At 62.2% G+C, this 26,677-nt stretch carries 25 protein-coding genes and 1 tRNA gene; 15 read left to right on the top strand and 11 right to left on the bottom strand.

The features are described 5' to 3' along the window. The first annotated feature begins 5 nt into the window (after positions 1–5). Together H6M51_RS07570 and H6M51_RS07565 are read left to right on the top strand one after the other, a co-directional pair. Positions 6–1,235 carry a murein L,D-transpeptidase family protein gene (locus tag H6M51_RS07570; protein WP_185809257.1) on the top strand — a complete coding sequence of 410 codons (1,230 nt, stop codon included), beginning with the start codon at positions 6–8 and terminating at the stop codon, positions 1,233–1,235. A gap of 3 nt (positions 1,236–1,238) precedes the next feature. Further along, complete coding sequence (locus H6M51_RS07565) at positions 1,239–1,478, top strand: sulfurtransferase TusA family protein (protein ID WP_185809256.1); 240 nt, start codon at positions 1,239–1,241, stop codon at positions 1,476–1,478. Here H6M51_RS07565 and H6M51_RS07560 read toward each other — a convergent pair whose 3' ends face one another. After that, positions 1,479–2,636 carry a GTP-binding protein gene (locus tag H6M51_RS07560; protein ID WP_185809255.1) on the bottom strand — a complete coding sequence of 386 codons (1,158 nt, stop codon included), beginning with the start codon at positions 2,634–2,636 and terminating at the stop codon, positions 1,479–1,481. A gap of 8 nt (positions 2,637–2,644) precedes the next feature. Next, positions 2,645–3,757 (bottom strand): serine hydrolase, encoded by a 1,113-nt coding sequence (locus H6M51_RS07555; RefSeq protein WP_407073564.1) that lies wholly within the window; start codon positions 3,755–3,757, stop codon positions 2,645–2,647. Positions 3,758–3,924: 167 nt separating this feature from the next. Here H6M51_RS07555 and H6M51_RS07550 point away from each other — a divergent pair, with 167 nt between their 5' ends. From H6M51_RS07550 to H6M51_RS07540, 3 genes are all read left to right on the top strand, one after another. After that, positions 3,925–5,088, top strand: coding sequence for a M20 aminoacylase family protein (locus tag H6M51_RS07550; RefSeq protein ID WP_185809254.1), 1,164 nt, complete (start codon positions 3,925–3,927; stop codon positions 5,086–5,088). 61 nt (positions 5,089–5,149) lie between these two features. Next, positions 5,150–5,226, top strand: a tRNA-Arg gene (locus H6M51_RS07545). 129 nt (positions 5,227–5,355) lie between these two features. Next, positions 5,356–5,583 (top strand): hypothetical protein, encoded by a 228-nt coding sequence (locus tag H6M51_RS07540; protein ID WP_185809253.1) that lies wholly within the window; start codon positions 5,356–5,358, stop codon positions 5,581–5,583. Between the two features lie 3 nt (positions 5,584–5,586). Here the strand turns inward: H6M51_RS07540 and H6M51_RS07535 are convergent, their stop codons facing one another. The 3 genes from H6M51_RS07535 to H6M51_RS07525 all read right to left on the bottom strand — a co-directional run bounded on the left by H6M51_RS07535 (position 5,587) and on the right by H6M51_RS07525 (position 6,465). Then, positions 5,587–5,775: a hypothetical protein gene (locus H6M51_RS07535; RefSeq protein WP_185809252.1), complete on the bottom strand. Its 189-nt coding sequence runs from the start codon at positions 5,773–5,775 to the stop codon at positions 5,587–5,589. Between the two features lie 76 nt (positions 5,776–5,851). Then, a complete protein-coding gene (locus H6M51_RS07530) occupies positions 5,852–6,025 on the bottom strand; it encodes a hypothetical protein (RefSeq protein WP_185809251.1) in 174 nt (57 codons plus the stop codon). 107 nt (positions 6,026–6,132) lie between these two features. Beyond that, positions 6,133–6,465, bottom strand: coding sequence for a hypothetical protein (locus tag H6M51_RS07525; RefSeq protein ID WP_185809250.1), 333 nt, complete (start codon positions 6,463–6,465; stop codon positions 6,133–6,135). Between the two features lie 154 nt (positions 6,466–6,619). On the opposite strand from H6M51_RS07525, the gene H6M51_RS07520 reads away from it, so the two are divergent. From H6M51_RS07520 to H6M51_RS07510, 3 genes are all read left to right on the top strand, one after another. After that, positions 6,620–6,883 carry a hypothetical protein gene (locus H6M51_RS07520; protein WP_185809249.1) on the top strand — a complete coding sequence of 88 codons (264 nt, stop codon included), beginning with the start codon at positions 6,620–6,622 and terminating at the stop codon, positions 6,881–6,883. 98 nt (positions 6,884–6,981) lie between these two features. Next, on the top strand, positions 6,982–7,509 hold the full coding sequence (locus tag H6M51_RS07515) for a sigma-70 family RNA polymerase sigma factor (RefSeq protein ID WP_185809248.1): 528 nt from the start codon (positions 6,982–6,984) through the stop codon (positions 7,507–7,509). Then, complete coding sequence (locus H6M51_RS07510; protein WP_185809247.1) at positions 7,506–8,597, top strand: DNA topoisomerase IB; 1,092 nt, start codon at positions 7,506–7,508, stop codon at positions 8,595–8,597. The genes H6M51_RS07515 and H6M51_RS07510 overlap by 4 nt, the downstream gene beginning before the upstream one ends. Positions 8,598–8,678: 81 nt before the next feature. Here the strand turns inward: H6M51_RS07510 and H6M51_RS07505 are convergent, their stop codons facing one another. Continuing rightward, positions 8,679–9,179: a ferritin-like domain-containing protein gene (locus tag H6M51_RS07505; protein WP_185809246.1), complete on the bottom strand. Its 501-nt coding sequence runs from the start codon at positions 9,177–9,179 to the stop codon at positions 8,679–8,681. A gap of 165 nt (positions 9,180–9,344) precedes the next feature. Between H6M51_RS07505 and H6M51_RS07500 the strand changes: the two genes are divergently transcribed. After that, on the top strand, positions 9,345–10,088 hold the full coding sequence (locus H6M51_RS07500; RefSeq protein ID WP_348644420.1) for a BON domain-containing protein: 744 nt from the start codon (positions 9,345–9,347) through the stop codon (positions 10,086–10,088). Positions 10,089–10,099: 11 nt separating this feature from the next. On the opposite strand, the gene H6M51_RS07495 is transcribed toward H6M51_RS07500, so the two are convergent. After that, positions 10,100–11,947 (bottom strand): heavy metal translocating P-type ATPase, encoded by a 1,848-nt coding sequence (locus tag H6M51_RS07495; RefSeq protein ID WP_185809245.1) that lies wholly within the window; start codon positions 11,945–11,947, stop codon positions 10,100–10,102. Between the two features lie 107 nt (positions 11,948–12,054). Between H6M51_RS07495 and dxr the strand changes: the two genes are divergently transcribed. The 3 genes from dxr (at position 12,055) to H6M51_RS07480 (ending at position 14,448) form a co-directional block, all read left to right on the top strand. Then, positions 12,055–13,239, top strand: a complete 1,185-nt coding sequence (gene dxr / locus H6M51_RS07490; RefSeq protein ID WP_185809244.1) for a 1-deoxy-D-xylulose-5-phosphate reductoisomerase — start codon at positions 12,055–12,057, stop codon at positions 13,237–13,239. 166 nt (positions 13,240–13,405) lie between these two features. Further along, on the top strand, positions 13,406–13,855 hold the full coding sequence (locus tag H6M51_RS07485) for an excisionase family DNA-binding protein (RefSeq protein WP_185809243.1): 450 nt from the start codon (positions 13,406–13,408) through the stop codon (positions 13,853–13,855). A gap of 2 nt (positions 13,856–13,857) precedes the next feature. Continuing rightward, the gene (locus H6M51_RS07480; protein ID WP_185809242.1) at positions 13,858–14,448 is read left to right on the top strand and encodes a PIN domain-containing protein; all 591 of its coding nucleotides are present in this window, start codon (positions 13,858–13,860) and stop codon (positions 14,446–14,448) included. Positions 14,449–14,536: 88 nt separating this feature from the next. Here H6M51_RS07480 and hemA read toward each other — a convergent pair whose 3' ends face one another. From hemA to H6M51_RS07460, 4 genes are all read right to left on the bottom strand, one after another. After that, positions 14,537–15,751 (bottom strand): 5-aminolevulinate synthase, encoded by a 1,215-nt coding sequence (gene hemA / locus H6M51_RS07475; protein WP_185809241.1) that lies wholly within the window; start codon positions 15,749–15,751, stop codon positions 14,537–14,539. A gap of 221 nt (positions 15,752–15,972) precedes the next feature. Next, a complete protein-coding gene (locus H6M51_RS07470; RefSeq protein ID WP_185809240.1) occupies positions 15,973–16,773 on the bottom strand; it encodes a xanthine dehydrogenase family protein subunit M in 801 nt (266 codons plus the stop codon). A gap of 11 nt (positions 16,774–16,784) precedes the next feature. Continuing rightward, positions 16,785–19,151 (bottom strand): xanthine dehydrogenase family protein molybdopterin-binding subunit, encoded by a 2,367-nt coding sequence (locus H6M51_RS07465; protein ID WP_185809239.1) that lies wholly within the window; start codon positions 19,149–19,151, stop codon positions 16,785–16,787. 182 nt (positions 19,152–19,333) lie between these two features. Next, on the bottom strand, positions 19,334–19,822 hold the full coding sequence (locus tag H6M51_RS07460) for a (2Fe-2S)-binding protein (RefSeq protein ID WP_185809238.1): 489 nt from the start codon (positions 19,820–19,822) through the stop codon (positions 19,334–19,336). A gap of 317 nt (positions 19,823–20,139) precedes the next feature. Between H6M51_RS07460 and H6M51_RS07455 the strand changes: the two genes are divergently transcribed. The 3 genes from H6M51_RS07455 to H6M51_RS07445 all read left to right on the top strand — a co-directional run bounded on the left by H6M51_RS07455 (position 20,140) and on the right by H6M51_RS07445 (position 26,676). Beyond that, the gene (locus tag H6M51_RS07455) at positions 20,140–20,403 is read left to right on the top strand and encodes a glycine zipper domain-containing protein (protein WP_185809237.1); all 264 of its coding nucleotides are present in this window, start codon (positions 20,140–20,142) and stop codon (positions 20,401–20,403) included. A gap of 148 nt (positions 20,404–20,551) precedes the next feature. Beyond that, positions 20,552–22,486, top strand: a complete 1,935-nt coding sequence (locus tag H6M51_RS07450; RefSeq protein ID WP_185809236.1) for an autotransporter assembly complex family protein — start codon at positions 20,552–20,554, stop codon at positions 22,484–22,486. A gap of 26 nt (positions 22,487–22,512) precedes the next feature. Further along, a complete protein-coding gene (locus H6M51_RS07445; RefSeq protein WP_185809235.1) occupies positions 22,513–26,676 on the top strand; it encodes a translocation/assembly module TamB domain-containing protein in 4,164 nt (1,387 codons plus the stop codon). The last annotated feature ends 1 nt before the right edge of the window (position 26,677 follow it).

Here is a 26,677-nt window from a genome sequence, read left to right as displayed (position 1 = left end):
TGCGCATGCGCTTGACATCGACGGCCCTGGTTCTGGTTTTCGCCGCTGCCCTTGCCGGCTGTAACGACACGTTGGAAAGCGCTGCCTATGATACGCCGCGCGTGGCCAACAAGGTCGAACAGCCGCTGCCGGCTCGCCTGCTTGCCGAAATCCAGAAGAAGGGCATGGATCGCAACTCGCCGATCATGATCCGCATCTTCAAGGAAGAAGGCAAGCTCGAGGTCTGGAAGGCCAAGACCAACAACCGCTTCGACAAGGTCGTGGAATACGACATCTGTGCCTGGTCGGGCCGTCTCGGTCCGAAGGTGAAGGAAGGCGACCGTCAGGCGCCGGAAGGCTTCTATCCGCTGACGCCCTATCACCTGAACCCGAACTCCAAGTATTTCCTGGCCATCAACACCGGTTACCCGAACCAGTTCGATCGAGCCAATGGTCGCAATGGATCCCACCTGATGATCCACGGCGCCTGCTCATCCTCGGGCTGCTATTCCATGACCGATGCGCAGATGCTGGAAATCTATGCCTTCGCGCGTGACGCCTTCAAGGGCGGTCAGCAGGCGGTTCAGCTGCAGGCCTTCCCCTTCCGCATGACGGCCGAAAACATGGCGCGTCATCGCCACAGCCCGCATTACGATTTCTGGAAGATGCTGAAGGTCGGCTACGACCACTTCGAAGTGACCAAGCGTCCGCCGGAGGTGAACGTCTGCGAGAAGAAATATGTCTTCAACCAGTCAGCTCCGGCCGGCTCGAGCTTCAATCCCCAGGGCGCCTGCCCGCCGATGAGCACGCCGCCGGCGCTTTCAGTCGCACTCAACGGCTTCAACGAAGCCTATGACGCCGCCTATGCCAAGGCACTGAAGAAATACGACGGAAAGATCTGGTACGACCCGACCGAAGCCGAGCGCAAGGCGCTGGTTGCCGACCTGCGCAAGTCGCGCTCGCACGATCTGGCCTTTGCCCCGACGGGCTCTGCGTTGAAGGCCGGCAAGCTGATGGACATCGATGATGTCGATCCTGCCAAGCTTGCCGCCGCCAATGGCACTGCCGCCGTCAACCAGATGGCGACCAACCCGAACGGCGACCCGCAGACGCAAACCGCACCGGCAACCGCTGCCGCCGGCGCTGCACCCGCAACGACGGCCATCCCCGTTCCCCAGCCAAACCCGCTGGCACCGCAGACGGCTCAAGCTGCCACGGAAGCCGCGCCGAAGAAGCCCTTCTGGAAGCTCTGGTAAGGCATGGCCGACGCGCCGATCTATGATCTGAGGGGGCTGAAATGCCCCCTTCCCGTTTTGAAGACACGCCGGCGCATGGCCGATCTTGGGCCCGGCGACGAGCTGATCGTCGAGACGAGCGATCCGCTGGCCGGCATCGACATCCCGCATTTCTGCCATGAGGACGGTCACACGCTGCTCGCCCAGGAACGACTGGACGGCGGCCACCGCTTCCATATCCGCAAGGGCGGACCGAGCGTCTGATCAGAACTTGAAGCCCGGGATGGAGAGCGGATTGTCCATCATCGCGGCCCGATCCGGACGGTCGATCGAGACCTTGCCGGTAAAGGCCCCGAACAGATCCCGCACATAGCTTTCCGACAGGTCCTTCGTGATCAGGACCAGCCGCGTCTTGCGATCCGAGCCTTCCGGCCAGGCCGGCAGGCGCACCGGCGGATGGAAGATCGACTGCACCCCATGCAGGACCAGCGGCCTGTCCGGCCGGTCGGTCAAGGCGACGATGGCCTTCATCCGGAGAAGTTTCTCGCCATGGGTGGAGCGCAGGAGATCGACGAACATGTTGATCGCCATCGGATCGATCGGCTCGTCGTGCAGGATCGAATAGGACCGGATCGACGTGCCGTGCCGGTTCACATCATGGTGGTGATGATGGCCATGATGGTGATGGCCGTGCCCATGATCGTGATCATGATGATCACGCCCGTGATGATGATGGTGATCATCGGCAGCCGCCATCTCCGCCTTCAGCCAACGGTCGACATCGGCAATCTTGCTTGCCGGATCATAGAGACCGTTGACCAGAATTGCGGCTGAGGCCGCATCAGCAGCATCGCCATCGGTGATCGGCGCCCGGGGATTGAGCGCTCTCAGGCGCTCGACGAGCGCCGCCATGCCCGGCGCATCAGCGAGCGTCTTCTTGGTAAGGATAAGCCGGTCGGCGACTGCCACCTGCTTGTAGGCCTCCGGATAGCTGTCGATGGTCGAGAGACCATTGACCGCATCGACGACGGTGATCACGCCATCGAGGTCGAAATGCTGGGCGATCGCAGGGTGCCCCATCACCGACTGCATGACGGGCGCCGGATCGGCAAGCCCCGTCGTTTCGATCACGACGCGCGACAGCGGCTTGATCTTTCCGGTCTGCATGCCGTCGATCAGTTCGGCGAGCGTATCGACGAGTTCCCCGCGCACCGTGCAGCAAAGGCAACCGTCGGACAGCTCGACCACCGCATCATTGGAGGCTTCGACCAGCAGATGGTCGATACCGACCTCACCGAACTCGTTGATGATGACGGCCGCATCCTTCATCGCCGGATCCTTGAGGAGACGATTGAGGAGCGTCGACTTCCCGGCTCCCAGAAAGCCGGTGAGAATGGAAACGGGAATGCGGTTTTGGGTCATCTATCTGCTCAGAAGGTGGGACGCGGCCGAGGGATCGGCACATTGGCGATCTCGCCCGTACCAGCGCCCTTTTTTGTCTCGACCGGTTCGCTCCCGGGGATGAGGCCGGCAAAGCTCATCGCCGGCGGACGGCCCATCTCCTGGATATAGGGCGAGGTCAGCTTCATGCGTCCAGCCTCGTCGCGGCCTTCGCTACGCACCTTCCGGGCCTGCGGATTGCAGATCTCGGCGCTGATGTCGGTCACCTGATCCAGACCCTCACCATAGGGCTGCAGCTGGTCCAGCCGGTTGCCTGCCAGCGAGGTCGTCAGTCCCTTCTGCAGGAGATCGGCCGAGAGGTCGGCACGCGCGCCCAGGCTGTCGGCGCCGAGCACGACGGAGATGACCGTGCGACCGTTGCGGGTCGCGGAGGACACCTGATTGAAACCCGAGGCGCAGACATAGCCCGTCTTCATGCCATCGGCGCCCGGAAAACGGCCGACCAGGAGATTGAAGTTCGGATAGTCCTTCTTGCCGGTCGTCACACCTTCCAGCGCGAAATAGCCCGCATACTCCGGAAACTCGCGGCGGATCGCTGTTGCGAGGATCGCCATGTCGCGGGCGGTCGTATACTGGCCCTTGCCCGGAAGTCCATTCGGATTGACGAAACGGGTCGAGGTCATGCCAAGACGCTGGGCTTCCTGGTTCATTCGCTGCACGAAGGCGCCTTCGCTGCCGCTGATCGTCTCGGCAATCGCCACCGCCACGTCATTGGCGGACTTGATGATGAGAAGCTTGAGCGCGCTGTCGAGCGTCAGCTTGGAGCCCGGCCTGAAATACATCTTGCTCGCCGGCTGGTCGGCAGCATGCTTGCTCATCACGACCACGGTTTCCGGCGAAAGCTCGCCGGCACGCATGGAGCGGAAGGTGGTATAGGCGGTCATCAGCTTCGTGAGGGAAGCCGGATACCATTTGCGGAACGCTTCCTGATGAGCGATGACCCGGCCGCTGCTGACATCGACCACCATCATGGGATTTGCGGCAGCCATCCCCGGCAGCATCAGCGCGGTCAGGGAAACGGCAACCGCCCATCGACGGAAGGCACGGGCTGCGGGCAACATTCGGGAACGCTTCGTCAACACCAGTTCGATCCTCTTGTTCGGCTGGTCACTCGCCAAGGTCACGGCGATCTCTTATGTAGCGAAGGAATGGCAAAGCCCATTGAATACGTCAATTGAAAGGCGCACATTCGTGCCGACAATCACGTGATCCCCCCAAACGTGATCAAGAATGAACGCAGGACGAGAGAATGCCGATTCTGAACCGTGCTTCCGAACTCCAATCGGAGGCCACCGAATGGCGCCACCATCTGCATGCCAATCCGGAAATCCTGTACGACGTTGAGAACACCGCAGCCTTCGTCGCGACGAAACTACGCGAATTTGGCGTCGACGAGATTGTCGAAGGTCTCGGTCGCACTGGCGTGGTCGGGATCATCAAGGGGCAAGGCGTCGGGGAACGCACGATTGGCCTACGCGCCGACATGGATGCGCTCCCGCTCGACGAGATCACAGGCAAACCATGGGCCTCGACCATACCGGGCCGCATGCATGCCTGTGGGCATGACGGGCACACGGCCATGCTGCTGGGGGCCGCCAGATATCTTGCGGAAACCCGCAACTTCGCGGGGCGGGTGGCCCTCGTCTTCCAGCCAGCCGAGGAAGGCGGCCGCGGCGCGCTCGCCATGGTCGAAGACGGACTGATGGAGCGCTTCGGCATCGAGGAGATTTACGGCATGCACAACATGCCGGGCATGAAGGTCGGAACGTTTGCCATCCGCAAGGGCGGAATCATGGCGGCACCGGACAAGTTCTTCCTGAAGATCACGGGGCGGGGCGGCCACGCCGCCGAACCACACAACACGACGGACACGATCGTGATCGGCTCGCAGATCGTGGGCGCCCTGCAGACGATTGCAGCACGCAATGCCAATCCGCTGCGCTCTGTCGTTGTTTCCGTAACCCAGTTTCATGCCGGCACGACGCATAACATCATTCCGGAAGAGGCCATCATCAACGGCACGGTCCGTTCGCTGGACGAAGAGGTGCGAGATCTCGCTGAACGCCGGATCGGCGAAATCGCGGCTGGCATTGCAGCGGCGCACGGCGCAAGCATTGATTACGAATACGAGCGTGCCTGCCCGGTCACGGTGAACCACCCGGCGGAAACGGAGCATGCGGCGAGGGCGGCATTCGATGTCGTTGGCGCCGATAACGTGGATACCGAAGTCGATCCCACCATGGCCGGCGAGGATTTTGCCTTCATGCTGCAGGCTCGACCCGGCGCCTATATCCTGATCGGCAATGGCGAGACAGCCGGCTTGCACAATCCGGCTTACGACTTCAACGACGACGTCATAGCCACCGGCATCTCCTACTGGGTTCGCCTCGCCGAGCAGCGGCTGCCGCGCTGACGGACATCGTCGCGCAAAACCGCTTGGCTTGAAGGCTGGGCTTTTGTATGGAGGAGGAAGTGGTCCCGTAGCTCAGCAGGATAGAGCACCAGATTCCTAATCTGAGGGTCACGCGTTCGAATCGCGTCGGGATCACCACTCCCCCCAGGTCAGATATTGTCATTGCGAATCCAGGGTTGCATTTGAATCGTTATGCGGCATGATGGTTCCATGCCAAGCCGGCGGGTGGTTATCCGTTTTACGTCGGCCTCGAACGGAGGGAATGCTATGGCATCGACACCCCCCGGCAAGACCCAGGATGAACATGCAATTGTCGAACGAGCCGTCAGACGGCTGCAGGAACGCAACCATCTTGACAGGCACGTGAAGAAAAACGCCGAAGCGTTTGTCAGCTATCTCGTGAAAAGCGGTATTCGCAACGAAGACGATCTCGTCGAACTGGCAAGCATTGCAAACGGCAAGCGTTACGATCCCAGGGATGGCAGCTTCCTCTGAAGCTTACCGCCGTCCGCCATACGGGCGGGTATCTGCTGCTTCATCCTTTTGATAGAGCTCTCGCGTGGCCGCATCCTGATGGATGCGCTCGCGCCCGCTCAGGCGCCTCTGACGCATGATCGCGAAGAAAATGGCTCCACCGAGAAGAACCGGTCCGAGCATGACGACGACTAACCAGAAGTAATTGATCATGATCTGCCCTTTCATGACGTGCATATGGATGTGTCATCAAGGCAACCCTCGACTGGCCGGAAGGTTCCGGAATGCCTTATCTGACCGGCTTCTCGTCAAGGGCGGTCTGAAGCTCCTCGGCAAGCCGGATCAAGTGCATTGGCACTTCTTCCCGACGCATCTCGGCCATCAGCAGGTCCAGCTTGTCGCGCACCAGGCCGCCCGTGCGGTCGCGCCTCGTGTCTTGCGATAGAGATTTCAGTTCTTCCATGTGGACCTCCGACTTGAGGGCATTGCGTTGTTTTAAAAGGGCAACAATACCCTTACGCCAGATGAACGGTTTCGGATCAAACCGTTTACGCAAGTCATGCAGCCGGGTCAGCTTTCGCGGCCGATCAACTCAGGGAAAGCGTCACACAGCTCCTGACGATCTCTATACTCGAGCGCGTCGGTACGCAGGACGACACTGATGCTGTCCGTTACGTCCAGTTCCCGACCATAGGTAATCTGCGCGCGATCTCCGGATGCGAGAACAAGCGTGGCCTGCTTCTCGAACCCCTGCCGGATCAGCCAGTCGCGCGGTGCCTGCATTTCGACTTTTGCGGCATAGCCATCACCCCTTTCCTCGACCTCGACGTGATAGCTGATCGGGGAGACGCGCTCCCCTATCAGCAATTGTCCCTGGCCGTCGGCATTCTGCAGATAAGTCATGATCGCGCTCTCGTTGAGGAACTATTCGGTGAAAAGAAACCTTCAGACCGGCTCCGAGTTCCGTTCGAAAAAGCCGTGACCTGCGGGGAACCACTCACGTGTAGCAGCGTTCCCTCACCGGGTCTGGAGGAGAACAAGAACGAGCGAGACAACCATGAGCAGTGCGCGTCAAACGACGGACCATGACGAAATCCGTCGATGGATCGAGGAGCGTGACGGCACGCCGTCCCGCGTGAGGGACAGCGGCGAAGGCGGCATCTTGCGCGTCGATTTCGGTGAGCCGGAGGAAACCCTCGAACCGATCGGATGGGATGAATTCTTTGAGATCTTCGAGAAGAGCGATCTGGCCTTTCTCCACCAGGAGAAGACCGACGACGGCAAGCTCAGCCGCTTCAGCAAATTTGTAAGCCGAAGCTGACCGCCCGACCGGCGAGCCGGCCGTTCACATTTTCGGGAACCAAGGCAGTTGACGAGCGTTCTCGCGTCGTTGTGCCGTGGTACCACAGACATCGGAGGATGGCGATCTTGACGACCCGTAGAGCCGAGCTTGCCGCACAGTCTGAAGTGGTCGAGTTGATACCGGCATTGCGCGCCTTTGCGCGCACCTTCTGCCAGAAGCCGGAAGAGGCTGACGACCTCGTCCAGGAGACCCTGACCAAGGCGCTGGCCAACCTGGACAAATTCGAGCCGGGCACGCGCCTGAAATCCTGGCTTTTCACGATCATGCGCAACACCTTCTGTACACGCTTCAAGAAGAGCAGCCGCGAGACCGTGGGCCTGCCCGACGCCGTCACCGCTCGGCTGACCAGCGAGGCGAGCCAGGAATGGACGGTGCAGGCCGAAGAGGTGCGCCGGGCACTCAACCGGTTGCCGGAGCATCACCGCGAAATGCTGGTCCTGATTGTGATGCTGGGCGAACGTTACGAAGACGCAGCCGAAATCTGTGGCTGCGCAGTCGGCACAGTAAAAAGTCGGCTGAGCCGGGCCCGCCAGCAGTTGCGCAGGGAACTCGGCGAAATGGGTACGGACAGCCCCGTCGGATGACAGTGACCGACAAGGAAGCCGAAAGCACATCCGGGCCGCCACCCTCGACCGAGGACCTGCCCGAACTTACCGAAATTGGCCTCGTTTACGGCACGGATGCAGCCCTTGGCATCAGTCGCCGGAGGCGCGGCAAGGGCTTTTCCTATCATCTTCCTGATGGCACGACCGTCAGCGACACCACCCTTCTCGATCGCATTCGCAAACTCGCTTTGCCACCCGCTTACGAACGGGTATGGATCAGCCTTGACCCACGCAGTCACCTGCAAGCGACCGGCTATGACCAGCGAGGTCGCAAACAATATCGCTACCATCAAGAGTGGGCCGCCTGGCGCAGCACTCGCAAGTTCGACGACCTGATCGCCTTCGGGGAGGCTCTTCCAGGTATCCGGCGTCGGATTGCGCGCGACATCGCCGCACATGCGGACGAGAGCTATTTTCTTTTATCCGCACTCATCAGTTTGCTCGATGTGACTTACATGCGCGTTGGCAATCGCACCTATGCGGAGGAAAACCGCACCTATGGTGCGACTACGCTCCAGAAGCGTCATCTGACCTTCGAGCCGGACGGCATCCGCCTCAGCTTTCTCGCCAAGGGCGGCAAGCGCGTGCGCCGAAAGCTCCGTCATCCGAAGCTGCAGAAGATCCTGGAAGAGATCGCCGACCTGCCCGGACGCGACCTGTTTTCCTGGAGGGATAGGGATGGTCATCTTCACCGGATCGATTCGGGACGACTGAACAGCTATTTGGCAGAAATCACCGACAGGAGGCTGTCGGCCAAGACTTTCCGGACCTGGGGCGGCTCGGTGGCTGCCTTTGCCGAAGCCTGGAGGCTGATCGAGGTGTCCGAGCGCCCCACCATCCGACAAATGTGCGAGGTCGCCTCCGATCGGTTGCACAATACGCCGAGCATCTGCAGATCGAGCTATGTGCATCCGGCAATCCTGGAACTTGCGGACAAGACCACGGATCTGGATGCGGTGCGCGCCGTGGTCGGGGCAGCACCTGGCCGCGCCCTCCTTCGCGCCGACGAAAACCGTCTCATGGCATTCCTGCAGGCGCGTTATCCCGACACGAACGCAGCCGCCTGAAAAGCCTCAAACTGAAGCGATGAAGACAAATAAAGAGGCCGGGAAAATCCCGACCTCTTCGCTTCCGTGCAGCGATCCGGATTACGCCGCCTTCTTCTGGGCTGCGGCGTTGACGGCCTTCTCGGCAAGCTTGGTCAGCGCCTCGTCGGTCTTGGATTCTTCCGCCAGCGTCTCATCGAGCAGCTTCACGGCATCCTGGTAACCGAGCTGCTGAGCCCAGGCACGCAGGGTGCCGTAACGGCTGATCTCGTAGTGTTCAACGGCCTGGGCGGCTGCCAGCAGGCCGGCATCGAGCGCAGGCGAACCCTTGAACTCTTCCATGATCTCCTCGCCCTCTTCGACGATGCCGTCGATGGCAGGGCAGGTCTTGGCGCGCGGGCGCTTGCCGATGATCTCGAACACCTGCTGCAGGCGCTCGACCTGTCCTTCGGTCTCTTCCTTGTGTTGCTGGAAAGCGGCCTTCAGCTTTTCGTCCTGGGCGCCCCGCGCCATCTTCGGCAGGGCCTTCAGGATCTTGCGTTCAGCGTAGTAGATGTCCTTGAGGGTCTCGTGAAAGAGGTCTTCGAGTGTCTTGGTAGCCATTGTCTGTATCTCCTCGGTTATCAGTTATGGCGAGAGAAGAACCGGTGCGCTGGCGCTTTGTTCCGGAGAGGATTTTCCGCTTTCAGCGGAACGATCGACGGGGGCCGGGGGTTAGTTTCCAAGGTGACGCAGCGTGTCACCCTCCCCAATCCAAAGGAGGAAACAATGGTCAATCGCAACGACAACTGGGATGCCGATTCCGGCCGAAACCGCAATACACGACGCGGCCCGACGGGCGACTACGGCCCAGGTGAAAGTGGCTTTGTCCGCGGCTATGGCGAGAACCGGCCGGAAGCCGACCGTTATGATGCAGAACGTCAACGGGACTTCGGCATGGATGGCGGCAATGGCGCCAGCGGGTCGCGATACCCGCGCATGGGCCGGTCGGACTGGACGACGGACGACCTCGGCTACCAGGGTGATCTCAGCGACCGTGGATATGGTGATGATACCCGCCGCTATGCGAGAGGCACCGGCCGCGGCTATTACCCGTCCGACAATCCTTCATACCGCGGTGGCTACGGTCGAACCAACCGCGATTACGACGATGACCGCGGTTTCGTTGACCGCGCGAGCGACGAGGTCGCCTCCTGGTTCGGCGATGAAGAGGCCGCACGCCGCCGCGAGATGGACAGCCATCGCGGCAAGGGACCGAAAGGCTATCGCCGCTCGGATGCCCGCATCCTGGAAGACGTCAACGACCGGCTAGCTGACGACCCGGCAATCGACGCTTCCGATATCGAGGTCACCGTCAAGGACGCCGAAGTGACGCTGTCAGGCCACGTGACCGACCGTTGGGAAAAGCGTCGGGCTGAAGATTGCGCCGAGCGCGCAAGCGGCGTTACCCATGTGCAGAACAACCTTCGCGTCCGGATCTCCGGCGAAGGCAGCGTGATGACTCAGGCCTGAGCTGAGAAGCCTTAGCCGCGAAGCGCGCGCAAGGCATTGAGGATGACCGCTACATCGATCACCTCCTGCAAAAGCGCCCCCTGAACCGGCGTGAGGTACCCAAAAGCCGCCAGCACCATGGCACCGCCCGAGAGAACGAGCCCGGCAATCGCACTTTGCCGGGCTATTTTGCGGGATCTCCTCGCAATGCTACAGGCAAGCGGCAGGCGTGACAGCTCATCCGCCAGCAGCACAACATCCGCCGCTTCCGACGAGGCCGCCGAGCCCCGCGCACCGATTGCCACGCCGACATCGGCTAGCGCCAGCGCCGGGGCATCATTGACCCCATCTCCCACCATCATCACCACGCCACCGGCGCGTTCCCGACTGATAAGATCGACCTTGCCTTCCGGCGCGAGATCGCCTGCGACGGCATCAAGGCCGAGACAGGCCGAGGCTTTTTCCGCCACATCGCTGCGGTCGCCGGAGGCCATGACGATGCGGCGCACACCGCCAGCCCTAAAAGCACCGATCGTATCACCGGCGTCCGCACGAATGGGATCGGACAGGAGAATGAGGCCGGCAGCCCGTCCATCGATCCCGACGGCGACCACCGCCGTGCCACTGTCGATGCCGGCTCTGGCGAAGTCTTCGCCGGCCAGCAGCTGCGAGCGGACATAACCACTGCCGCCGAGCACCACCTTGACGCCAGCGACCTCTCCGGAAAGCCCCCGCCCCGCCTCTTCGATAACGCCCTGCGGCAGGGTCAGGCCAAGGCCCCGCGCGGTGGCGGCGCGCACCAGCGCTTCTGCCGCGACATGGCCGGAGGCCTGATCGAGCGAGGCAGCCAGTGCCAGCACCTGATCGGAGGTGAAGCCGGGTTGCGGCCGGACCTCCGACACCTCGGGCCGTGCGGAAGTCACGGTCCCGGTCTTGTCGACAACGACGGTGGTGACCGCAGCCAGCGCCTCCAGTGCGCCGGCGGTCTTGACCAGCACGCCATGGGAAGCGGCGCGCGACATGCCGGCAATGACGGCCACGGGCACGGCGAGGATCAGCGGACAGGGGGTGGCAACGACGAGCACGGCGAGCGCCCGCGTCGCTTCGCCGCTCCACCACCAGGCGCCGCCGGAAAGCAGCAGCGTGATACCGAGAAAGTAGAGGGCAAAACGGTCCGCAAGACGCGCCATCGGCGCCCGGCTGGCTTGCGCCTGTTCGACGAGGCGGACGATGCCGGCATAGGTGCTCTCCCTCGATTCGCGCAGTACCAGGAGATCGAAGGCATCGCCCAGCACGGTACAGCCGCTCGGCACTTCATGGCCCATCTGGATGGGCACGGGCAGCGACTCCCCCGTCAGCGCAGAGAGATCGAGCACGGCCGTCGCGGCCAGCAATCGCCCGTCGACCGGCACGACCTCGCCCTTGCGGACCAGGATCCGGTCCTGCGGCTTGAGCGCCTCGATCGACACGCTTTCCAGCGTCTCGCCGCGATAGCGCATGGCCGTGCGCGAGACACGGCCAAGCAGGGCCGTCATGTCGCGCCGGGCGCGCCCCTCGGCGAAGCTTTCGAGCAATTGGCCGCCAGCATACATCACCGCGACGATCGCCGCGGCAAGGTTTTCCCCAAGGGCCAGGCCAACGCCGATCGACAGCGCAGCGATGGCATCAACGCCCATCCGACCGTTGAGAAGCGCCCGCAGGATATCGATAACGAGAACGACAAAGACGGAACCGGCGCCGACCAACCAGATGAGTGCAGCCTGTTCCGGACGGGCGGCGAGGTAGAGAACCCCACCGCCGACGAGACAGAGAAGGGCAAGTGCCGCGAGCAGGACAGGCAGGCTCTCACGCAATCGTGTCGGCTGCAGAAAGTCCGGCATGGTCCATTTCCCCAAGCACTGGCGAAAGGTCCACACGGACCTCTCTTGCTGGTCTTCCCTTTCCCTTGTAGAGCCTTCTGAGCATGAAGCAATCGGACGTAAGCAGCATGATCGACAGTGCCCGGCCCCGCCGCCTTTCAGTCCTCGGCTCGACCGGCTCGATCGGCGTCAATACGCTCGATGTCATCGAGCAGCTCGGTGGTCGCGACAGCTTCGAAGTCATGGCGCTCACCGGCAACGGCAATCTCGACCTGCTTGCCGAACAGGCCCGCCGCACGGGCGCGAAGCTCGCCGTCACGGCCGACGAAAGCCAGTATAGGACATTGAAGGACCTGCTGTCGGGCTCCGGCACGGATATCGCAGCCGGCGCAAGCGGGCTGGAAGAGGCCGCCGACATGGATGCCGGCTGGGTGATGGCGGCTATCGTCGGCACGGCAGGCCTCGCCCCCACCCTGAAGGCAGCCGCCCGCGGTGCCGATATCGCGCTTGCCAACAAGGAATGCCTTGTCTCCGCCGGCCACCTCTTCGTCGAGGCGGTGAAAAAGGGCGGCGGACGGCTGATCCCCGTGGACAGCGAACACTCGGCGATCTTCCAGTGTCTTGAGGCCGACCAGCGCCACGCGCTGGAGCGCATCGTGCTCACAGCGTCCGGCGGCCCCTTCCGCACCCACACGCGCGAGCAGATGGCCAATGTGACGGTACAGACGGCACGCAGCCATCCGAACTGGTCGATGGGCCTGAAGATCTCCGTCGGCAGCGCCTCGATGTTCAACAAGGCGCTGGAGATGATCGAGGCCAAGCACCTTTTCGACGTGGCGCCCCACCAGGTCGAGGTCGTCGTCCATCCCCAGTCGATCATTCATTCCATGGTCGGTTATACCGACGGCTCCGTCATCGCCCAGCTCGGCGTGCCGGACATGCGCACCGCCATCGGCTATGCGCTCACCTATCCGAAGCGCCCGGCGCTCAATGTCGACAGGCTCGACTTTGCCAAGCTCGCACGGCTCGATTTCGAGGCGCCGGACGAAACACGCTTTCCGGCGCTCCGGCTTGCCCGCACGGCGCTGGAACGCGGCGGATTGCAGGGCGCGATCCTCAACGCCGCCGAAGAAACCGCCTTCAACGCCTTCGTCGAGGACAAGATCCGCTTCCTCGACATGGCAGATGTCGTTGAGGCGGTGATGGATGCGATGGTCGAGGGCGTGCCGGCAGACACGATCGAAGACGTCTATGCGGCGGACCGCGAGGCGAGGCGCAAGGCGGCTGAGGTGATTGCCAAGACGGTTGCCTAAAGTCGACGTGAGCCGGCAGCCAATTCGATCGATGACAGCCTCTACGATATCGGCATGATGACCCAGAGGCGTTCTGCTTCCACGGCAACACTGTTTCGTTTAATTCGTTTATTGCACCTGTTGCGAATAAGTCATATCATCTCCTTCTGAACGGAAGGAATTCAACATGTCAGTTACCGCAGCCACCACAGCACTCGGTGGCAGGCGACCGTCCCGGGAAGAACAGGCCGCCGCGAACCGTCTGCGCAAGATTCTCGCTGCCCAAGGCGACGATACGACCTTGCGTATGCTGGACAATGGCAAGACCGCGGAAATCGCTCTCACGCCTGCGCTGTCCGGACTTCTGATGGACTTGCTGGACCATGTCGGCAAGGGAGACGCAGTCGCGCTTGTACCGGTCTCGCAAATGCTGACGACACAACAGGCTGCCGACCTCCTCAATGTTTCGCGCCCGTTTTTGATCTCGCTGCTCGACCGGGGAGAGATCGAGTATGTATTCGTGGGACGCCACCGGCGGATAGAAGCGGACGCCTTGTTTGCCTACAAGAAAATCCGGGATGCGAAGCGAAGTGCCGCGCTTGATACCTTGGCCGAACTCGATGGGGAGATGCTCTGACGGTGCCCCGCGTCGGCACCACCGCCCTTGTTGACGCCTGCACGCTCGCAGGCGTTCTCAGACGCAATCTCCTGTTGACGCTCGCGGAAGCAGAGCTTTTTCGCGTCAGATGGTCGAAGGCCATCCTCGACGAGACGGAACGCGCCATTGAGAAAATGGCCAGAGGCAAAGGCCTTGCCGACCCAAAAGACCGTGCGGCACGGGCTCGGCGTGCGATGGAAACGGCCTTCCCAGAAGCGATGGTGACCGACTTCGAACGCTTCGAACCGGTTTGCGCAGATCTCCCCGACAAGACAGACATCCATGTTGCCGCCGCGGCCTTGAAAGCGCGCGCCACCGTCATAGTCACGGAAAACCTGGTGGATTTCCCCGAGACGATCCTGTCGAGGCTGGGGCTTGAAACCCGCAGCGCGGACGCCTTTATCGCAGATATGATCAATCTCGACACGGAAAAGGCAAGCACCGCAATCAAGACAATGCGTCAGCGCTTCAAACTGCCGCAAAAGACCGCAGACGAGCTGCTAACCGATATGCAAGAATCCGGTTTGCACCACACGGTCGAAGCTCTGCGAGCGCACTTTCCATTCCTGTGAATGACGAAGCGTGCATTGGGCATAGCTCAAAAGAAAAACGGGCCGCGTCACCGCAGCCCGTTTTGCATTTCCGAAGGTTTTAGCCCGATCAAGCCACCGCACGGGCCAGCGCGCAGCGCGACCAGAGCTGGTGCAGCGAGCCGACGAGATGTTCGAGATCGGCGTCGGAATGCAGGGGTGTCGGGGTGATGCGCAGCCGCTCGGTCTTTTTCGGGACCGTCGGATAGTTGATCGGCTGCACGTAGATGGAACAGTTGTCGAGCAGCAAGTCGGAGATCCACTTGCACTTGGCAGCATCGCCGACCATGACCGGCACGATATGGCTGGGATTCGGCATATGCGGAATGCCGGCCTTGTCGAGCATCGAGCGCAGACGACGCACGCGCTCCTGATGAGCGAAACGCTCGACCTGGCTGGTCTTCAGATGACGGATCGAGGCGACCGCACCGGCGGCAAGTGCCGGCGGCAATGCAGTCGTGAAGATGAAGCCGGACGCAAAGGAACGGACGAAATCGCAAAGCGCGGTCGAGGCCGCGATATAGCCACCCATGACGCCGAAAGCCTTGCCGAGCGTGCCTTCGATGATCGTCAGACGATCCATCAGGCCTTCGCGTTCGGCAATACCGCCACCGTGAGCGCCATACATGCCGACCGCATGCACTTCATCGAGATAGGTCATCGCGCCATACTTGTCGGCAAGATCACAGATTTCCTTGATCGGCGCGATGTCGCCGTCCATCGAATAGACGGACTCGAACGCGATCATCTTCGGCGCCTTGGGATCGGCGGCGGCAAGCTTGGCTTCCAGATCCTTGACGTCATTGTGCTTCCAGATGACGCGCTCAGCCTTGGAATGGCGAATGCCTTCGATCATGGAGGCGTGGTTGAGCGCATCCGAGAAGATGATGAGACCCGGGATCTTGGCGCCGAGCGTACCGAGCGCGGCCCAGTTCGAGACATAGCCCGAGGTGAAGATCAGCGCAGATTCCTTGCCGTGCAGATCGGCAAGCTCGCGCTCGAGCAGGACGTGGTAGTGATTGGTCCCAGAGATATTCCGGGTGCCACCGGCACCGGCGCCACAGTCGTCGATCGCCTTCTTCATGGCGTCGATCACGAGCGGGTTCTGCCCCATGCCGAGATAGTCGTTGGAGCACCAGACGGTAACTTCCTGGGTACCGTTTTCGGTGTAGCGGGTCGCGCGCGGGAAATTGCCGCGCTGGCGTTCCAAATCAGCGAAGACGCGGTACCGGCCTTCCTCGTGAAGCCCCGCGAGCTGATCCTTGAAAAACGCCTCGAAATCCATGCCTAAACTCCAGTCTACGACACTCTTTTGTGTCTCTCCGGCGCTGGGGTCAACCCCGGTTTTGTAAATTCATTCTAAACTGCGACAAATGGCGCGAACATTAGAACGCTTGCACATAAATACTAACGGATTGTGCCTCTGCAAACTTGATCTGCGTCAAGCGACACGAAAAAGGACGGCCGAAGCCGCCCTTTTTTGTTCGTCCCTCAAAAGCCGCGCGATCAGGAGGCCTGAACCGCCCGTTTTGCCATGACCCGGATCAGATTGGCGCGGTATTCGGCCGTGCAATGCAGGTCCGACAACAGCTCCGACGAATCAATCTCGACACCGCTGACGGCATCTGGCGACCAGTTGGCCGAGAGTGCGGCCTCAAGGCCGGCATGACGGAAGACACCGTTCGAGCCGGCACCGGTGACCGCGACACGCGCACCGCCCGCCCCCTTCGAGACGAAGACGCCGGTCATCGCATAACGCGAGGCCGGGTTGGCGAACTTCGCATAACCGGCCTTTTCCGGAGCGTCGAAACGGATCGCCGTGATGATCTCGTCTTCGGAGAGCGCCGTCTCGAACAGGCCGACAAAGAAGTCGTCGGCTGCGATCTCGCGGGTGTTGGTCACCACCGTCGCCCCGAGGCCGAGAACCGCCGACGGATAATCCGCAGCGGGATCGTCGTTGGCCACCGAGCCGCCGATCGTGCCCATATGGCGGACATGCGGATCGCCGATCATCGAGGCAAGATGGCAAATCGCCGGGCAGATCGCGCGGATGGCCGAGGAAGAGGCGACCTCCGCATGGGTGACGGCCGCACCGATCGTGACGCGGCGCCCCTCGACCTTGATGCCCTTGAGCGCATCAATATGCCGGAGATCGATGAGATCAGACGGCTGGGCGAGACGCTGCTTAAGCGCCGCGATCAGCGTCTGCCCGCCGGCGATGAACTTGCCGTCTTCGGCACCGGAGAGCAGTTTACCGGCATCCTCGATGGAAGAGGCGCGATGGTAGCTGGTTGGATAAAGCTGCATGGTCCTCTCCCTTACTCGGCAGCCTGACGCGTCGCATTCGCCTGGATCGCAGTCCAGACGGCAAGCGGCGTCGCCGGCATGTTGAGGTTGTTGTTGCCGATCGCATCGGTGATCGCATTGATCAGCGCCGGCGGCGACCCGATGGCGCCGGCCTCGCCACAGCCCTTGATGCCGAGCGGATTGCCCGGGCAAGGCGTGTTCTGGTGCGAGACATTGAACGACGGCAGGTCATCGGCACGCGGCATGGCATAGTCCATGTAGCTTGCGGTCAGAAGCTGGCCGGTCTGCGGATCGTAATGCACGCCTTCGAGCAGCGCCTGGCCGATGCCCTGCGCGATGCCGCCATGCACTTGGCCCTCGACGATCATCGGGTTGATGATGTTGCCGAAGTCGTCGGCGGCCACGAACTGGATGATGTCGGTCTTGCCGGTATCCGGATCCACCTCGACTTCCGCGATGTAGCAGCCGGCCGGGAAGGTGAAGTTGGACGGATCGTAGAATGCGCCCTCCTTCAGACCCGGCTCCATGCCCGACGGCAGGTTGTGGGCGGTATAGGCGGCAAGTGCCACCTGGAACCATGGAACCGACTTGTCGGTACCGGCGACCTTCAGTTCGCCATTCTCGATGACGACATCGCTCTCGTCCGCTTCCATCAGATGCGCGGCGATCTTCTTGGCCTTCGCCTCGACCTTGTCCAGCGCCTTGACGATCGCCGACATGCCGACGGCCCCCGAGCGCGAGCCATAGGTGCCCATGCCCATCTGCACCTTGTCGGTATCGCCGTGGACGATCGAGACATTGTCGATCGGCACGCCGAGACGCTCCGCAACCAGCTGGGCAAAGGTGGTTTCGTGGCCCTGGCCATGGCTGTGCGAGCCGGTGAGCACCTCGACCGTGCCGACCGCATTGACGCGGACTTCAGCGGACTCCCACAAGCCCACACCGGCGCCGAGCGAACCGACCGCCGCCGACGGCGCAATGCCGCAAGCCTCGATATAGCAGCTCATGCCGATCCCGCGCAGCTTGCCGCGCCGTGCGGCTTCCGCCTTGCGGGCCGGGAAGCCGTTCCAGTCGGCAGCGGACATGGCCGCCTCCAGCGAAGCGTCGTAGTCGCCCGCGTCGTAACACATGATGACCGGTGTCTGGTACGGGAAGCTGCGGACGAAGTTCTTCCGCCGCAGTTCCGCCGGCGAGATGCCGAGCTCGCGGGCCGCGGTTTCCACGGTGCGCTCGAGCAGATAGGTCGCTTCCGGACGACCGGCGCCGCGATAGGCATCGACCGGAACGGTGTTGGTGTAGACGGTTCGCACATTGGCGTGGATCGCAGGGATCGCATACTGGCCAGACAGAAGCGTGGCGTAGAGATAGGTCGGGACCGATGACGAGAAGAGCGACATATAGGCGCCGAGATTGGCGATCGTGTCGACCTTCAACCCGATGATCCTGTGGTCCTTGTCGAAGGCCATCTTCACCTTCGACACATGGTCACGGCCATGCGCATCGGTGAGGAAGGCCTCGGTGCGGTCGGCCGTCCATTTGACCGGCACGCCGGTCTTCTTCGACGCCCAGAGACAGACGACTTCTTCCGGATAGATGTAGATCTTCGAGCCGAAGCCGCCGCCGACATCGGGCGCGATGACACGCAGCTTGTGTTCGGGCGCGACATTGTAGAAGGCGCTCATGACGAGACGCGCGACATGCGGGTTCTGCGAGGTCGTGTAGCAGGTATAATGATCTTCCGCCGTGTCGTAGATGCCGAGCGTCGCGCGCGGCTCCATCGGGTTGGGCGACAGGCGGTTGTTGAAGATGTCGATCTCGGTGACATGGGCAGCACTGGCGATTGCGGCGTCTGCCGCAGCGCTGTCGCCGATCTCCCAGTCGAAGATCAGGTTGCCGGGAGCCTCCGGATGAAGCTGCGGCGCACCAGGCTTCAACGCATCGACGGCACCGGTGACAACAGGAAGCTCTTCATATTCGACCGAAACGGCCTCCGAGGCATCGCGCGCCTCGCCGAGGCTGTCGGCGATGACGATTGCCACCGCATCCCCGACATAACGCACGGTTTCATGCGCCAGCGGACGCCAGGCGCCCATCTTCATCGGCGTGCCGTCCTTGGAATGGATCATCCAGCCGCAGATCAGGTTGCCGATGCCATCGGCAAGCAACTGCTTGCCGTCGAGCACGTCGATCACGCCGGGCATGGCCTTGGCGGCAGAGACGTCGATCGACTTGATCTTGGCATGCGCATAGGGCGAACGGACGAAATAGGCATATTTCATGCCGGGGACGACCATGTCGTCGGTGTACCGGCCCTTGCCGGTCAAGAAACGCTTGTCTTCCTTGCGCGCCACTCGCGCGCCGATTCCTTCAACACCCATTGTCTTCTCCTCCAGAGAAACAGGATTAAGGTTTTAGGCAGTAGGCAGTAGGCAGTAGGGAATAGCTTCTGGACCTTGAGCATCAGCACGATCTCTATGTCGATGCTTCCAAATCTCTTGGCCAAGGGAGCATCGCTGATGCAGCCCTCACTCGCCATTGGCTAATGCCTAATTCCTCCCACTCACTCGGCGGCCTGGCGGCCGGCGGTCATCGCTTCGTTGGCCGAAAGCACGGCCTTGACGATGTTGTGGTAGCCCGTGCAGCGACAGATATTGCCTTCAAGCTCGTGGCGGACAGTGGCCTCGTCGAGCGCACCGTTGTGACGACAGATCATGTCGAGCGTCGTCATCACCATGCCGGGCGTGCAGAAGCCGCACTGCAGGCCGTGATGCTCCTTGAACGCCGCCTGCACCGGATGCAGGTCTCCACCGGAAGAGATGCCCTCGATCGTCGTGATCGACGATCCCGCGGCCTGGACGGCCAGGATCGAACAGCTCTTGATCGACTTCCCGTCCATATGAACGACGCAGGTGCCGCACTGGGTCGTGTCGCAGCCCACATGCGTTCCCGTCAGACCAAGTTTCTCGCGAATGAAATGCACGAGCAGGGTGCGATCCTCGCACTCCCCGCTCACTGTCCGGCCGTTCACCGTCAGTGTCACTTTAGCCATGTTGTTCCTCCTCGTGTCTCTCCCGGACACGAAGGGCATGGTGTGAGTTTTATGTGACATGTGCAACAGTCCAGAAGGTCGCAAACGAAAATTTTGTGTGCCGCATTGCAGCATCAAACCGCCTGTAAATCCTGGGTTCATCTACGGTGTTCCATGCAGGGAAGCGACCCGCGAGGGTGTGAGCCGCGACCATGGACTTTCCGCTGGCCAAGGTTATGCTCAGAGAAGCCCGGAGCCGCGTGGGAGAGCTCGAGCGGCGGGGCAAGTGTCAAAACAAGACCGGCTGGACCGGGCGCGTGGAACTTGGAGAGATGAAGATGAAGAAAGCTCTTGTGCTGATGCTGGTCGGCCTGACGGTCGCAGGATGCAGCCAGACGGAACGAGGCGCCGGTATCGGCGCGGCCTCGGGCGCCATCATCGGTGGCATTGCTACGGGCAACGTCCGCGGCGCTGCCGTCGGCGCCGCCATCGGTGGCGTTGCAGGTGCCGTAATCGGGAATGTTTCGGAGCAGCCTGGACAGTGCTACTACCGCGACCGCTACGGCAACCGTTACATCGACGCCTGCCCGCGCGGCTACTAAAGGCATCTGCCGCAATCGAGACAGGGCGGGAGGCAACACTTCCCGCCTTTTTTCATGCCCACACAAAAAGGGGTATGCCTTTTCGCTCATTTGCGCCTAAGTTGTCCCGCAGGCGGGGGAGCGCCTTACGGATCGCGATGAAAGCGAAATGCCGAGACCGAGTGGATGGATATTGCCGAAGTTTAGTCATGCGTTCCGGCTCGGACTTGCTCTGACCGTCGCGAGCCCCTTCTCCATCGGGATCGCCTCGGAGGCTCGCGCCTTCGAGCTTTTCGGCTTTCGGCTGTTCGGCAGTGACGAAGCCGACCGCGACGTCATTGATCCCGTCGGCTACACCATTACCCTCGACACAGGCGATGCCGATCGGGCTCTGAAAAAATCGCTGGAGCGCACCTCGCTATTGCTTGCCGATGAGGAGCAGCCTGTCTCCGGCGATCTCGGCCTCGTGATAAAGGCACGGGACGACCGCGATCGTCTGATCGCGACGCTTTACGAAAACGCGCTTTATGGCGGTATCGTCACCGTGACGATCGACGGTCGGGATATCGACAGCCTGCCGCCAAACCCGGTCTTCGATCGTTCCAGACCGGTGCCAGTCGCGATCAGCATCGATCCCGGCCAGACCTTCACTTTGGGCGAAGTTCGCCTGGAAGGCGATGCTGCGGGTCTGAACCCGGAGGAATTCGGCCTGGAACGGGGCGGGAACGCCGGCTCGCTTGTGATCCTGAAGTCGGCGGAACAAATCGCCGAGAGCCTGAGGGAGCAAGGACGCCCGCTGACTGAAGTGACCCGCCGCGACGTTGTCGCCGACCATGCAACGAAGACGGTCGATCTGACGATCGCCGTCGAGGCTGGCCCGGTCGCTCCGCTCGGTGCCGTCACCGTCAAGGGCGCACGGGCCGTGGATTCGAACTTCGTCGCATATTACTCGCGCCTGAGGCCAGGTCAGACCTATTCGCCGGAGCAATTGCGCAAGGCAGGAGAACGCCTGCGCACCCTTGGCGTCTTTTCGTCTGTCACAATCGATGAGGCGGAAAGCTTGGATCCGAGCGGATCGCTGCCGATCGGCATAACCGTCTCGGAGGGCAAGCACCGCTATTTTGGCATCGGCGCCAGCTATTCCTCGCTCGACGGTGGCGGGATCGAGGGATACTGGGGGCACCGCAATCTCTTCGGCCAGGCAGAATCGCTGAGGATCGAAGGCTCGGTGCGGGGCCTGGGAGAGCTCAAGAACGTCAGCGATGTCTCCTCGCTCGACTATACGGCCGGGATCACGTTCATCAAACCCGGCGCCTTTGTCCCCTCGGGAACGCTGGAGGCCAGCGTCAAGGGCAGCACGCTCAAGACGGACTACTATGACGCGGCCACGGTGACTGGCAAGGTTTCCTATGCCTATGAACTGACGGACGCCGACAGTGTCAATGCGGGCGTCTCGCTTGCCTACGACAGCATCGACGACGCGTTCGGCAAGGGCAAGGAATACCTGACTTTCGGCGTGCCGATCGGCTATGTCCGGGACACGCGCGACAATCGGCTGAACGCCACCGAGGGCCATTACGGCACGCTGACATTGACGCCGAGCTACGAGTTCTTCGGCCAGACGATCTTCTCTTCGCTGGAAGGGTCGATCTCGGCCTATCTGGGCTTTGGCGAGGAAGACCGTTTCGTGCTCGCAGGTCGCCTGAACGCCGGCACCCTGGTTGGCGGCGGAGACCTCTCGGCCATCCCTGCGACCCGGCGCTTCTTTGCCGGCGGCGGCGGTTCGGTCCGTGGTTATTCTTTCCAGGAAATCACGCCGAGAACCGCAGCAGGTGGCGGCACCGGCGGTCGCTCATATGTGACGGCCAACCTCGAAGCCCGCATCAACGTCACCGAGACCATCGGCATCGTGCCCTTTCTTGACATCGGCACAGTCACGGACACCTCAGTGCCCGATTTCAATGACATCAAGATGGGCGCAGGCGTGGGCCTGCGTTACATGACCCCCTTTGGTCCTCTTCGGCTCGACGTGGCGGTTCCGCTGGATCCGTATGCCGGTGGCAACCGTTATGCCATATACGCCGGCATCGGCCAGAGCTTCTGACCAGGCAAGACAGGACGACACTGAACATGAACTGGTTGAAGCGCATCCTGATTTGGACGATTCGCCTGCTGGGCGGCCTCGTTGCGGCCCTCATCGCCTTGTTTGTCGTGGTCATTCTCGTCGGCGGCTTTTCGCGAACGGGCAGCCAGTTTCTTGCGGATCAAATCGCATCGCTCGTCTCGACAGACAACCGGCAGATTTCCTTAAGCGGCACCGGACCCCTGCTCACCAGCCAGTTCTCTGTCGACCGTATCACGATCGCAGACAGCCAGGGCGTCTATGCCACGGTCGAGGATCTTGCCCTCGACTGGACCCCGCGTGACCTCATCCGCAAACGCTTCACTGCCGATCGCATTTCCGCACGACAGGTCACCATCGACAGGGCGCCGCTGCCCTCGACCGAGCCGGTGCCGGACAGTGACGAACCCTTCTCGCTCCCCGTTGAAATCGACGTGGCGACGGTCGACCTGCCATCGATTGCAATCGGCGCAAAACTCGCCCAGCGCGAACTTGCCCTCTCCGCCCAGGGTTCACTGACCATCGTCGGCGACACGATCGGAAGCCGCCTGACGGCGACGCGACTGGACGACCCGGGCAACAACGCCGTCGTGGACCTGCTTTACGCCCCCAACGACAACCAGCTGCGCATGAACCTCGACTATCAGGAACCGCCGTCGGGTCTCCTCGGCCAGCGGTTGCAGTTGCCGGGACAACCGGCCCTGGCGATCAAAGTCGACGGGGATGGTCCCCTCGATGATTGGGCAGGCAAGGTCACGGCATCCCTGGACGGCGAGCGCACCATCACGGTCGACATCACCCATGCGCTTGAAGGGGACGGTGCTCGGACGCTAACCGCAAGGGGTGGCGGATCGTTCTCGGCCCTGGTTCCGCCGGAACTGCGCGACGTGCTTGCTGGTCAGACCGCAATCGATATTGCCGCTCGTTTGGGCGCAGACGGCTCAGCGACAATCGAGAGAGGCCGCTTCTCGACCGCTTCGGCGGAGGTGGTTGCAGCCGGACGTTATGACCCCGGCGGGCAGAATGACCTGACCCTGACGACCCGCGCGACCGGAGACCCTGTCCTCATCACGTCTCGATCGCCCGAGTTCAACGGCAGTTTCAGGTTGAGAAGTCTCGATCTGGCCGTCACCGGACAGGCCCCGGCGGCAGAGCTATCCGCGAAGGTCGATCTGGCCGAACTCAGCGTCCCCCAGGGTAGCTTCGCGGATGTCGCATTTGCTGCCGAAAGCAACAGCTTCGACCTCACCGGTCGCACGGGATCGGTCACGGTTGTGGCCTCGGTGCAGGGCACGGACATCCGTGACGAAGCCATTCGCCCCTATATCCGGGGACCGCTGGCATTGACGGCCCCGCTGACCGTGACCTCAGAGGCGATCGCTTTCGACGGCCTCGTCCTTGACAGCAATGGTCTCGACCTGCAGGGGGCCGGCCAGTTTACGTTTGCAAACAGCAGCTTCAGCGGGCGTCTTGCGATGCGCGCGGTACCCGGCATGCTGCCGGCCGCAGTTGCAAGCCGCGTCAACGAACCCGTTGATCTCTCGGCCCGTATCGACTTTGTCGCCCCCCGTGCCATAGCGCTCCGGGACATCGTCCTGTCGAGCGACATTCTCCAGGCGGAAGGATCCCTGTCGCTCGACCAGAACGGAATGCTCGCAACCGACCTGACCGGCCGAATTCGGGATCTCGGGCAGTTCGTCGAGCGTATCGAAGCTCCTGCCGCCTTCAATCTCTCAGCCTCCGGTCCCCTTGATTCCGTTGAGGCGACAGTAAGCCTCGCCGTCGAAGAGGGGCGGGCCGCCGGCTATCGCCTTGAAAACTTCAATCTCCAGCTGGACGGCGTGGCAAACCGCAAGGCGCCGAGCGCCTCACTGACCGCGACCGGGCAGATCGACGGAAAGGCTGTGGATGCCAAAGCGCAGCTTGCCAGCACCAACGGCGTGACGCGGGTCGACGCGCTGGATCTTGCCATTGGTCCAAATCGGTTGACCGGGGCTCTCGATCTCGGGCAGGACCTGTTGCCGAACGGCCAGATCGCCTTCGACTTTCCGGACTTGAGCCTGCTTGCGGCGCTGGCTGGACAGACCGTCAGCGGCGATCTGCGCGGGGAGATAGCGCTCCGTTCAAGTGAAGGGCGGATCTCGGCGAATGTGGAAGCATCCGGCTCGGCCATCCGCCAGGGCACGCTCACCATTGGCGACCCGAGCATCGACCTGCGGGTTACAGACGTGACGGCGTTGGCAGCCGAGGGAACCGTACGCGCCGAGAGCATCGCATCAGGCGAAAACCGGTTGAATGCGGTGGAACTTGCCTTCGCCCGATCAGGGACCAACACGAATTTCGATCTGACGGGACGTTACGACAATGCCCCCGTGGTTCTGCGCGGCTCTCTAGGCCAGGACACGGACGGGCTGGCCGTCGCCATCAACGAGCTGACTGCAGCCCCGCGCGGCATCGCACTGGCGCTGGCATCGCCGACCTCAATCCGAGTGTCGGACGGACGTGTCTCCATCGGGGACACGGTCATCTCCGCAGGGGCTGGGCGGGTCGCGGTGTCCGGCATCGTCGCAGACACCCTCGATATCGAGGCAGACATAAGGGCCTTGCCGGCCTCGCTTGCCGCCTCGTTCGCGCCGGCAATTGCGCCCGAAGGCACGATCTCGGGAACGATCACCATTTCCGGCACTGCGGCAGCACCGATTGCAGACTATCGCCTCGACTGGCAGGGAGCAGCGATCGCGCAGACCCGCAGTGCTGGCCTGGCTGCCCTCGGCGTCACCGCGAACGGCCGATTCGAGAACGGCAATCTTACGCTCGACAGCAGCATCAACGGCGGCGGCATCGGCCTGACGGCGGCCGGGCAGGTTTCGCTGCAGAATGGCCCCGGCCTCGACATCCGTGTTCAGGGCGACGTTCCGCTCTCGGCTGCCAACGCCCAGCTTGGCGCTCAGGGTTTCGTGGCCGAAGGCAATGCCAGCGTCAACGTGACGGTCGGCGGAACCGGCGGCGAACCGACAATCACCGGCACCGTGTCCACCAGCGGCGCCCGCGTCGTCGATGTCCGCAGAAATCTGGCGATCGAGCAGATTACAACCACCATAAACCTGACGGGCACCCGCGCCGAGATCGGTGGTTTGACCGGCAACTTCGCCACGGGCGGGCAGATTTCGGTGACGGGATTCATCGATATCTCGAATCCGGGCCTGCCGTCCGAGTTGACGATCAATCTGGATCAGGCCGTCTATGTCGACGGCAACACGGTCACCAGCACGGCAGATGCGCGGCTTACCCTGACCGGATCTCTGCTGAACGGGCCGCTGCTGGCAGGTACCGTGAATTTGTCCCGCACATCGATCACCTTGTCTGAAAGCCGTCCCGCAAGTCTTCAGGCGCTCGACATCGAGCACCGCAACGCCCCCACAGCCGTCTTGCGCCAGCGACGGGACCAGGAGCCGGCGGAGGGCCGGACCTCCAGCGCTCCGATCGCTCTCGACCTGACCATTTCTTCTCCGAGCCAGACCTTTGTCCGTGGTCGTGGCATCGACGCGGAACTTGGGGGAACGATCAGGCTGACGGGCAGCGCGGCGACACCCGAGGTCTCTGGTGCATTCGAATTGCGCCGCGGCCGGATGCAGATCCTCACCAAGCGGCTAACCATCACCCGTGCGACGATTACCTTCGGCGGCGACCTCGTGCCGCTGCTGGACCTTGAGGCGACAACAACCTCGGGCGACGCAACGATCGTCATCCGGCTGACGGGACTCGCCAGCAATCCCCAGGTTACCTTCAGTTCGACCCCATCGCTGCCGCAGGACGAAATTCTTGCGCAGCTGATCTTCGGCCAGTCGCTGGCGCGCCTCTCGCCGCTGCAGATTGCCCAGCTCGCCGACGCAGCCGCCCAGCTTGCCGGCGGACGCGGCACCTCGCTATTTCAGTCTCTTCGCAGCACACTCGGCATCGACGATCTCGACGTATCGACCGACGAGACCGGCGGGACCAGCATCAGTGCAGGCAAGTATCTGAACGACCGGACCTACATCCAGCTCCAGCAGGGCGGCAATGGTGGCGCCAGGGCGACGATCAACCTGGACATCGGGCGAGGGCTCAAGCTCAAGGGTGAGGCCGGCGGATCCGGCGCCGGTGGCGGCATCTTCTATGAAAAGGAATACTGAA

Origin of the sequence: Rhizobium sp. AQ_MP, assembly GCF_014237835.1 — a bacterium.
In the GTDB taxonomy this organism is placed as follows: domain Bacteria; phylum Pseudomonadota; class Alphaproteobacteria; order Rhizobiales; family Rhizobiaceae; genus Allorhizobium.
The sequence above is the reverse complement of the archived record's forward strand: the minus strand, read 5'-3'. Positions and strand labels throughout refer to the sequence as shown.

Coding starts and splice junctions, on each gene's coding strand:
- H6M51_RS07570 (WP_185809257.1), top strand. CDS start 6: ATGCGCTTGACATCGACGGCCCTGGTTCTGGTTTTCGCCGCTGCCCTT.
- H6M51_RS07565 (WP_185809256.1), top strand. CDS start 1,239: ATGGCCGACGCGCCGATCTATGATCTGAGGGGGCTGAAATGCCCCCTT.
- H6M51_RS07560 (WP_185809255.1), bottom strand. CDS start 2,636: ATGACCCAAAACCGCATTCCCGTTTCCATTCTCACCGGCTTTCTGGGA.
- H6M51_RS07550 (WP_185809254.1), top strand. CDS start 3,925: ATGCCGATTCTGAACCGTGCTTCCGAACTCCAATCGGAGGCCACCGAA.
- H6M51_RS07540 (WP_185809253.1), top strand. CDS start 5,356: ATGGCATCGACACCCCCCGGCAAGACCCAGGATGAACATGCAATTGTC.
- H6M51_RS07535 (WP_185809252.1), bottom strand. CDS start 5,775: ATGATCAATTACTTCTGGTTAGTCGTCGTCATGCTCGGACCGGTTCTT.
- H6M51_RS07530 (WP_185809251.1), bottom strand. CDS start 6,025: ATGGAAGAACTGAAATCTCTATCGCAAGACACGAGGCGCGACCGCACG.
- H6M51_RS07525 (WP_185809250.1), bottom strand. CDS start 6,465: ATGACTTATCTGCAGAATGCCGACGGCCAGGGACAATTGCTGATAGGG.
- H6M51_RS07520 (WP_185809249.1), top strand. CDS start 6,620: ATGAGCAGTGCGCGTCAAACGACGGACCATGACGAAATCCGTCGATGG.
- H6M51_RS07515 (WP_185809248.1), top strand. CDS start 6,982: ATGGCGATCTTGACGACCCGTAGAGCCGAGCTTGCCGCACAGTCTGAA.
- H6M51_RS07510 (WP_185809247.1), top strand. CDS start 7,506: ATGACAGTGACCGACAAGGAAGCCGAAAGCACATCCGGGCCGCCACCC.
- H6M51_RS07505 (WP_185809246.1), bottom strand. CDS start 9,179: ATGGCTACCAAGACACTCGAAGACCTCTTTCACGAGACCCTCAAGGAC.
- H6M51_RS07500 (WP_348644420.1), top strand. CDS start 9,345: ATGGTCAATCGCAACGACAACTGGGATGCCGATTCCGGCCGAAACCGC.
- H6M51_RS07495 (WP_185809245.1), bottom strand. CDS start 11,947: ATGCCGGACTTTCTGCAGCCGACACGATTGCGTGAGAGCCTGCCTGTC.
- dxr (WP_185809244.1), top strand. CDS start 12,055: ATGATCGACAGTGCCCGGCCCCGCCGCCTTTCAGTCCTCGGCTCGACC.
- H6M51_RS07485 (WP_185809243.1), top strand. CDS start 13,406: ATGTCAGTTACCGCAGCCACCACAGCACTCGGTGGCAGGCGACCGTCC.
- hemA (WP_185809241.1), bottom strand. CDS start 15,751: ATGGATTTCGAGGCGTTTTTCAAGGATCAGCTCGCGGGGCTTCACGAG.
- H6M51_RS07470 (WP_185809240.1), bottom strand. CDS start 16,773: ATGCAGCTTTATCCAACCAGCTACCATCGCGCCTCTTCCATCGAGGAT.
- H6M51_RS07465 (WP_185809239.1), bottom strand. CDS start 19,151: ATGGGTGTTGAAGGAATCGGCGCGCGAGTGGCGCGCAAGGAAGACAAG.
- H6M51_RS07460 (WP_185809238.1), bottom strand. CDS start 19,822: ATGGCTAAAGTGACACTGACGGTGAACGGCCGGACAGTGAGCGGGGAG.
- H6M51_RS07455 (WP_185809237.1), top strand. CDS start 20,140: ATGAAGAAAGCTCTTGTGCTGATGCTGGTCGGCCTGACGGTCGCAGGA.
- H6M51_RS07450 (WP_185809236.1), top strand. CDS start 20,552: ATGCCGAGACCGAGTGGATGGATATTGCCGAAGTTTAGTCATGCGTTC.
- H6M51_RS07445 (WP_185809235.1), top strand. CDS start 22,513: ATGAACTGGTTGAAGCGCATCCTGATTTGGACGATTCGCCTGCTGGGC.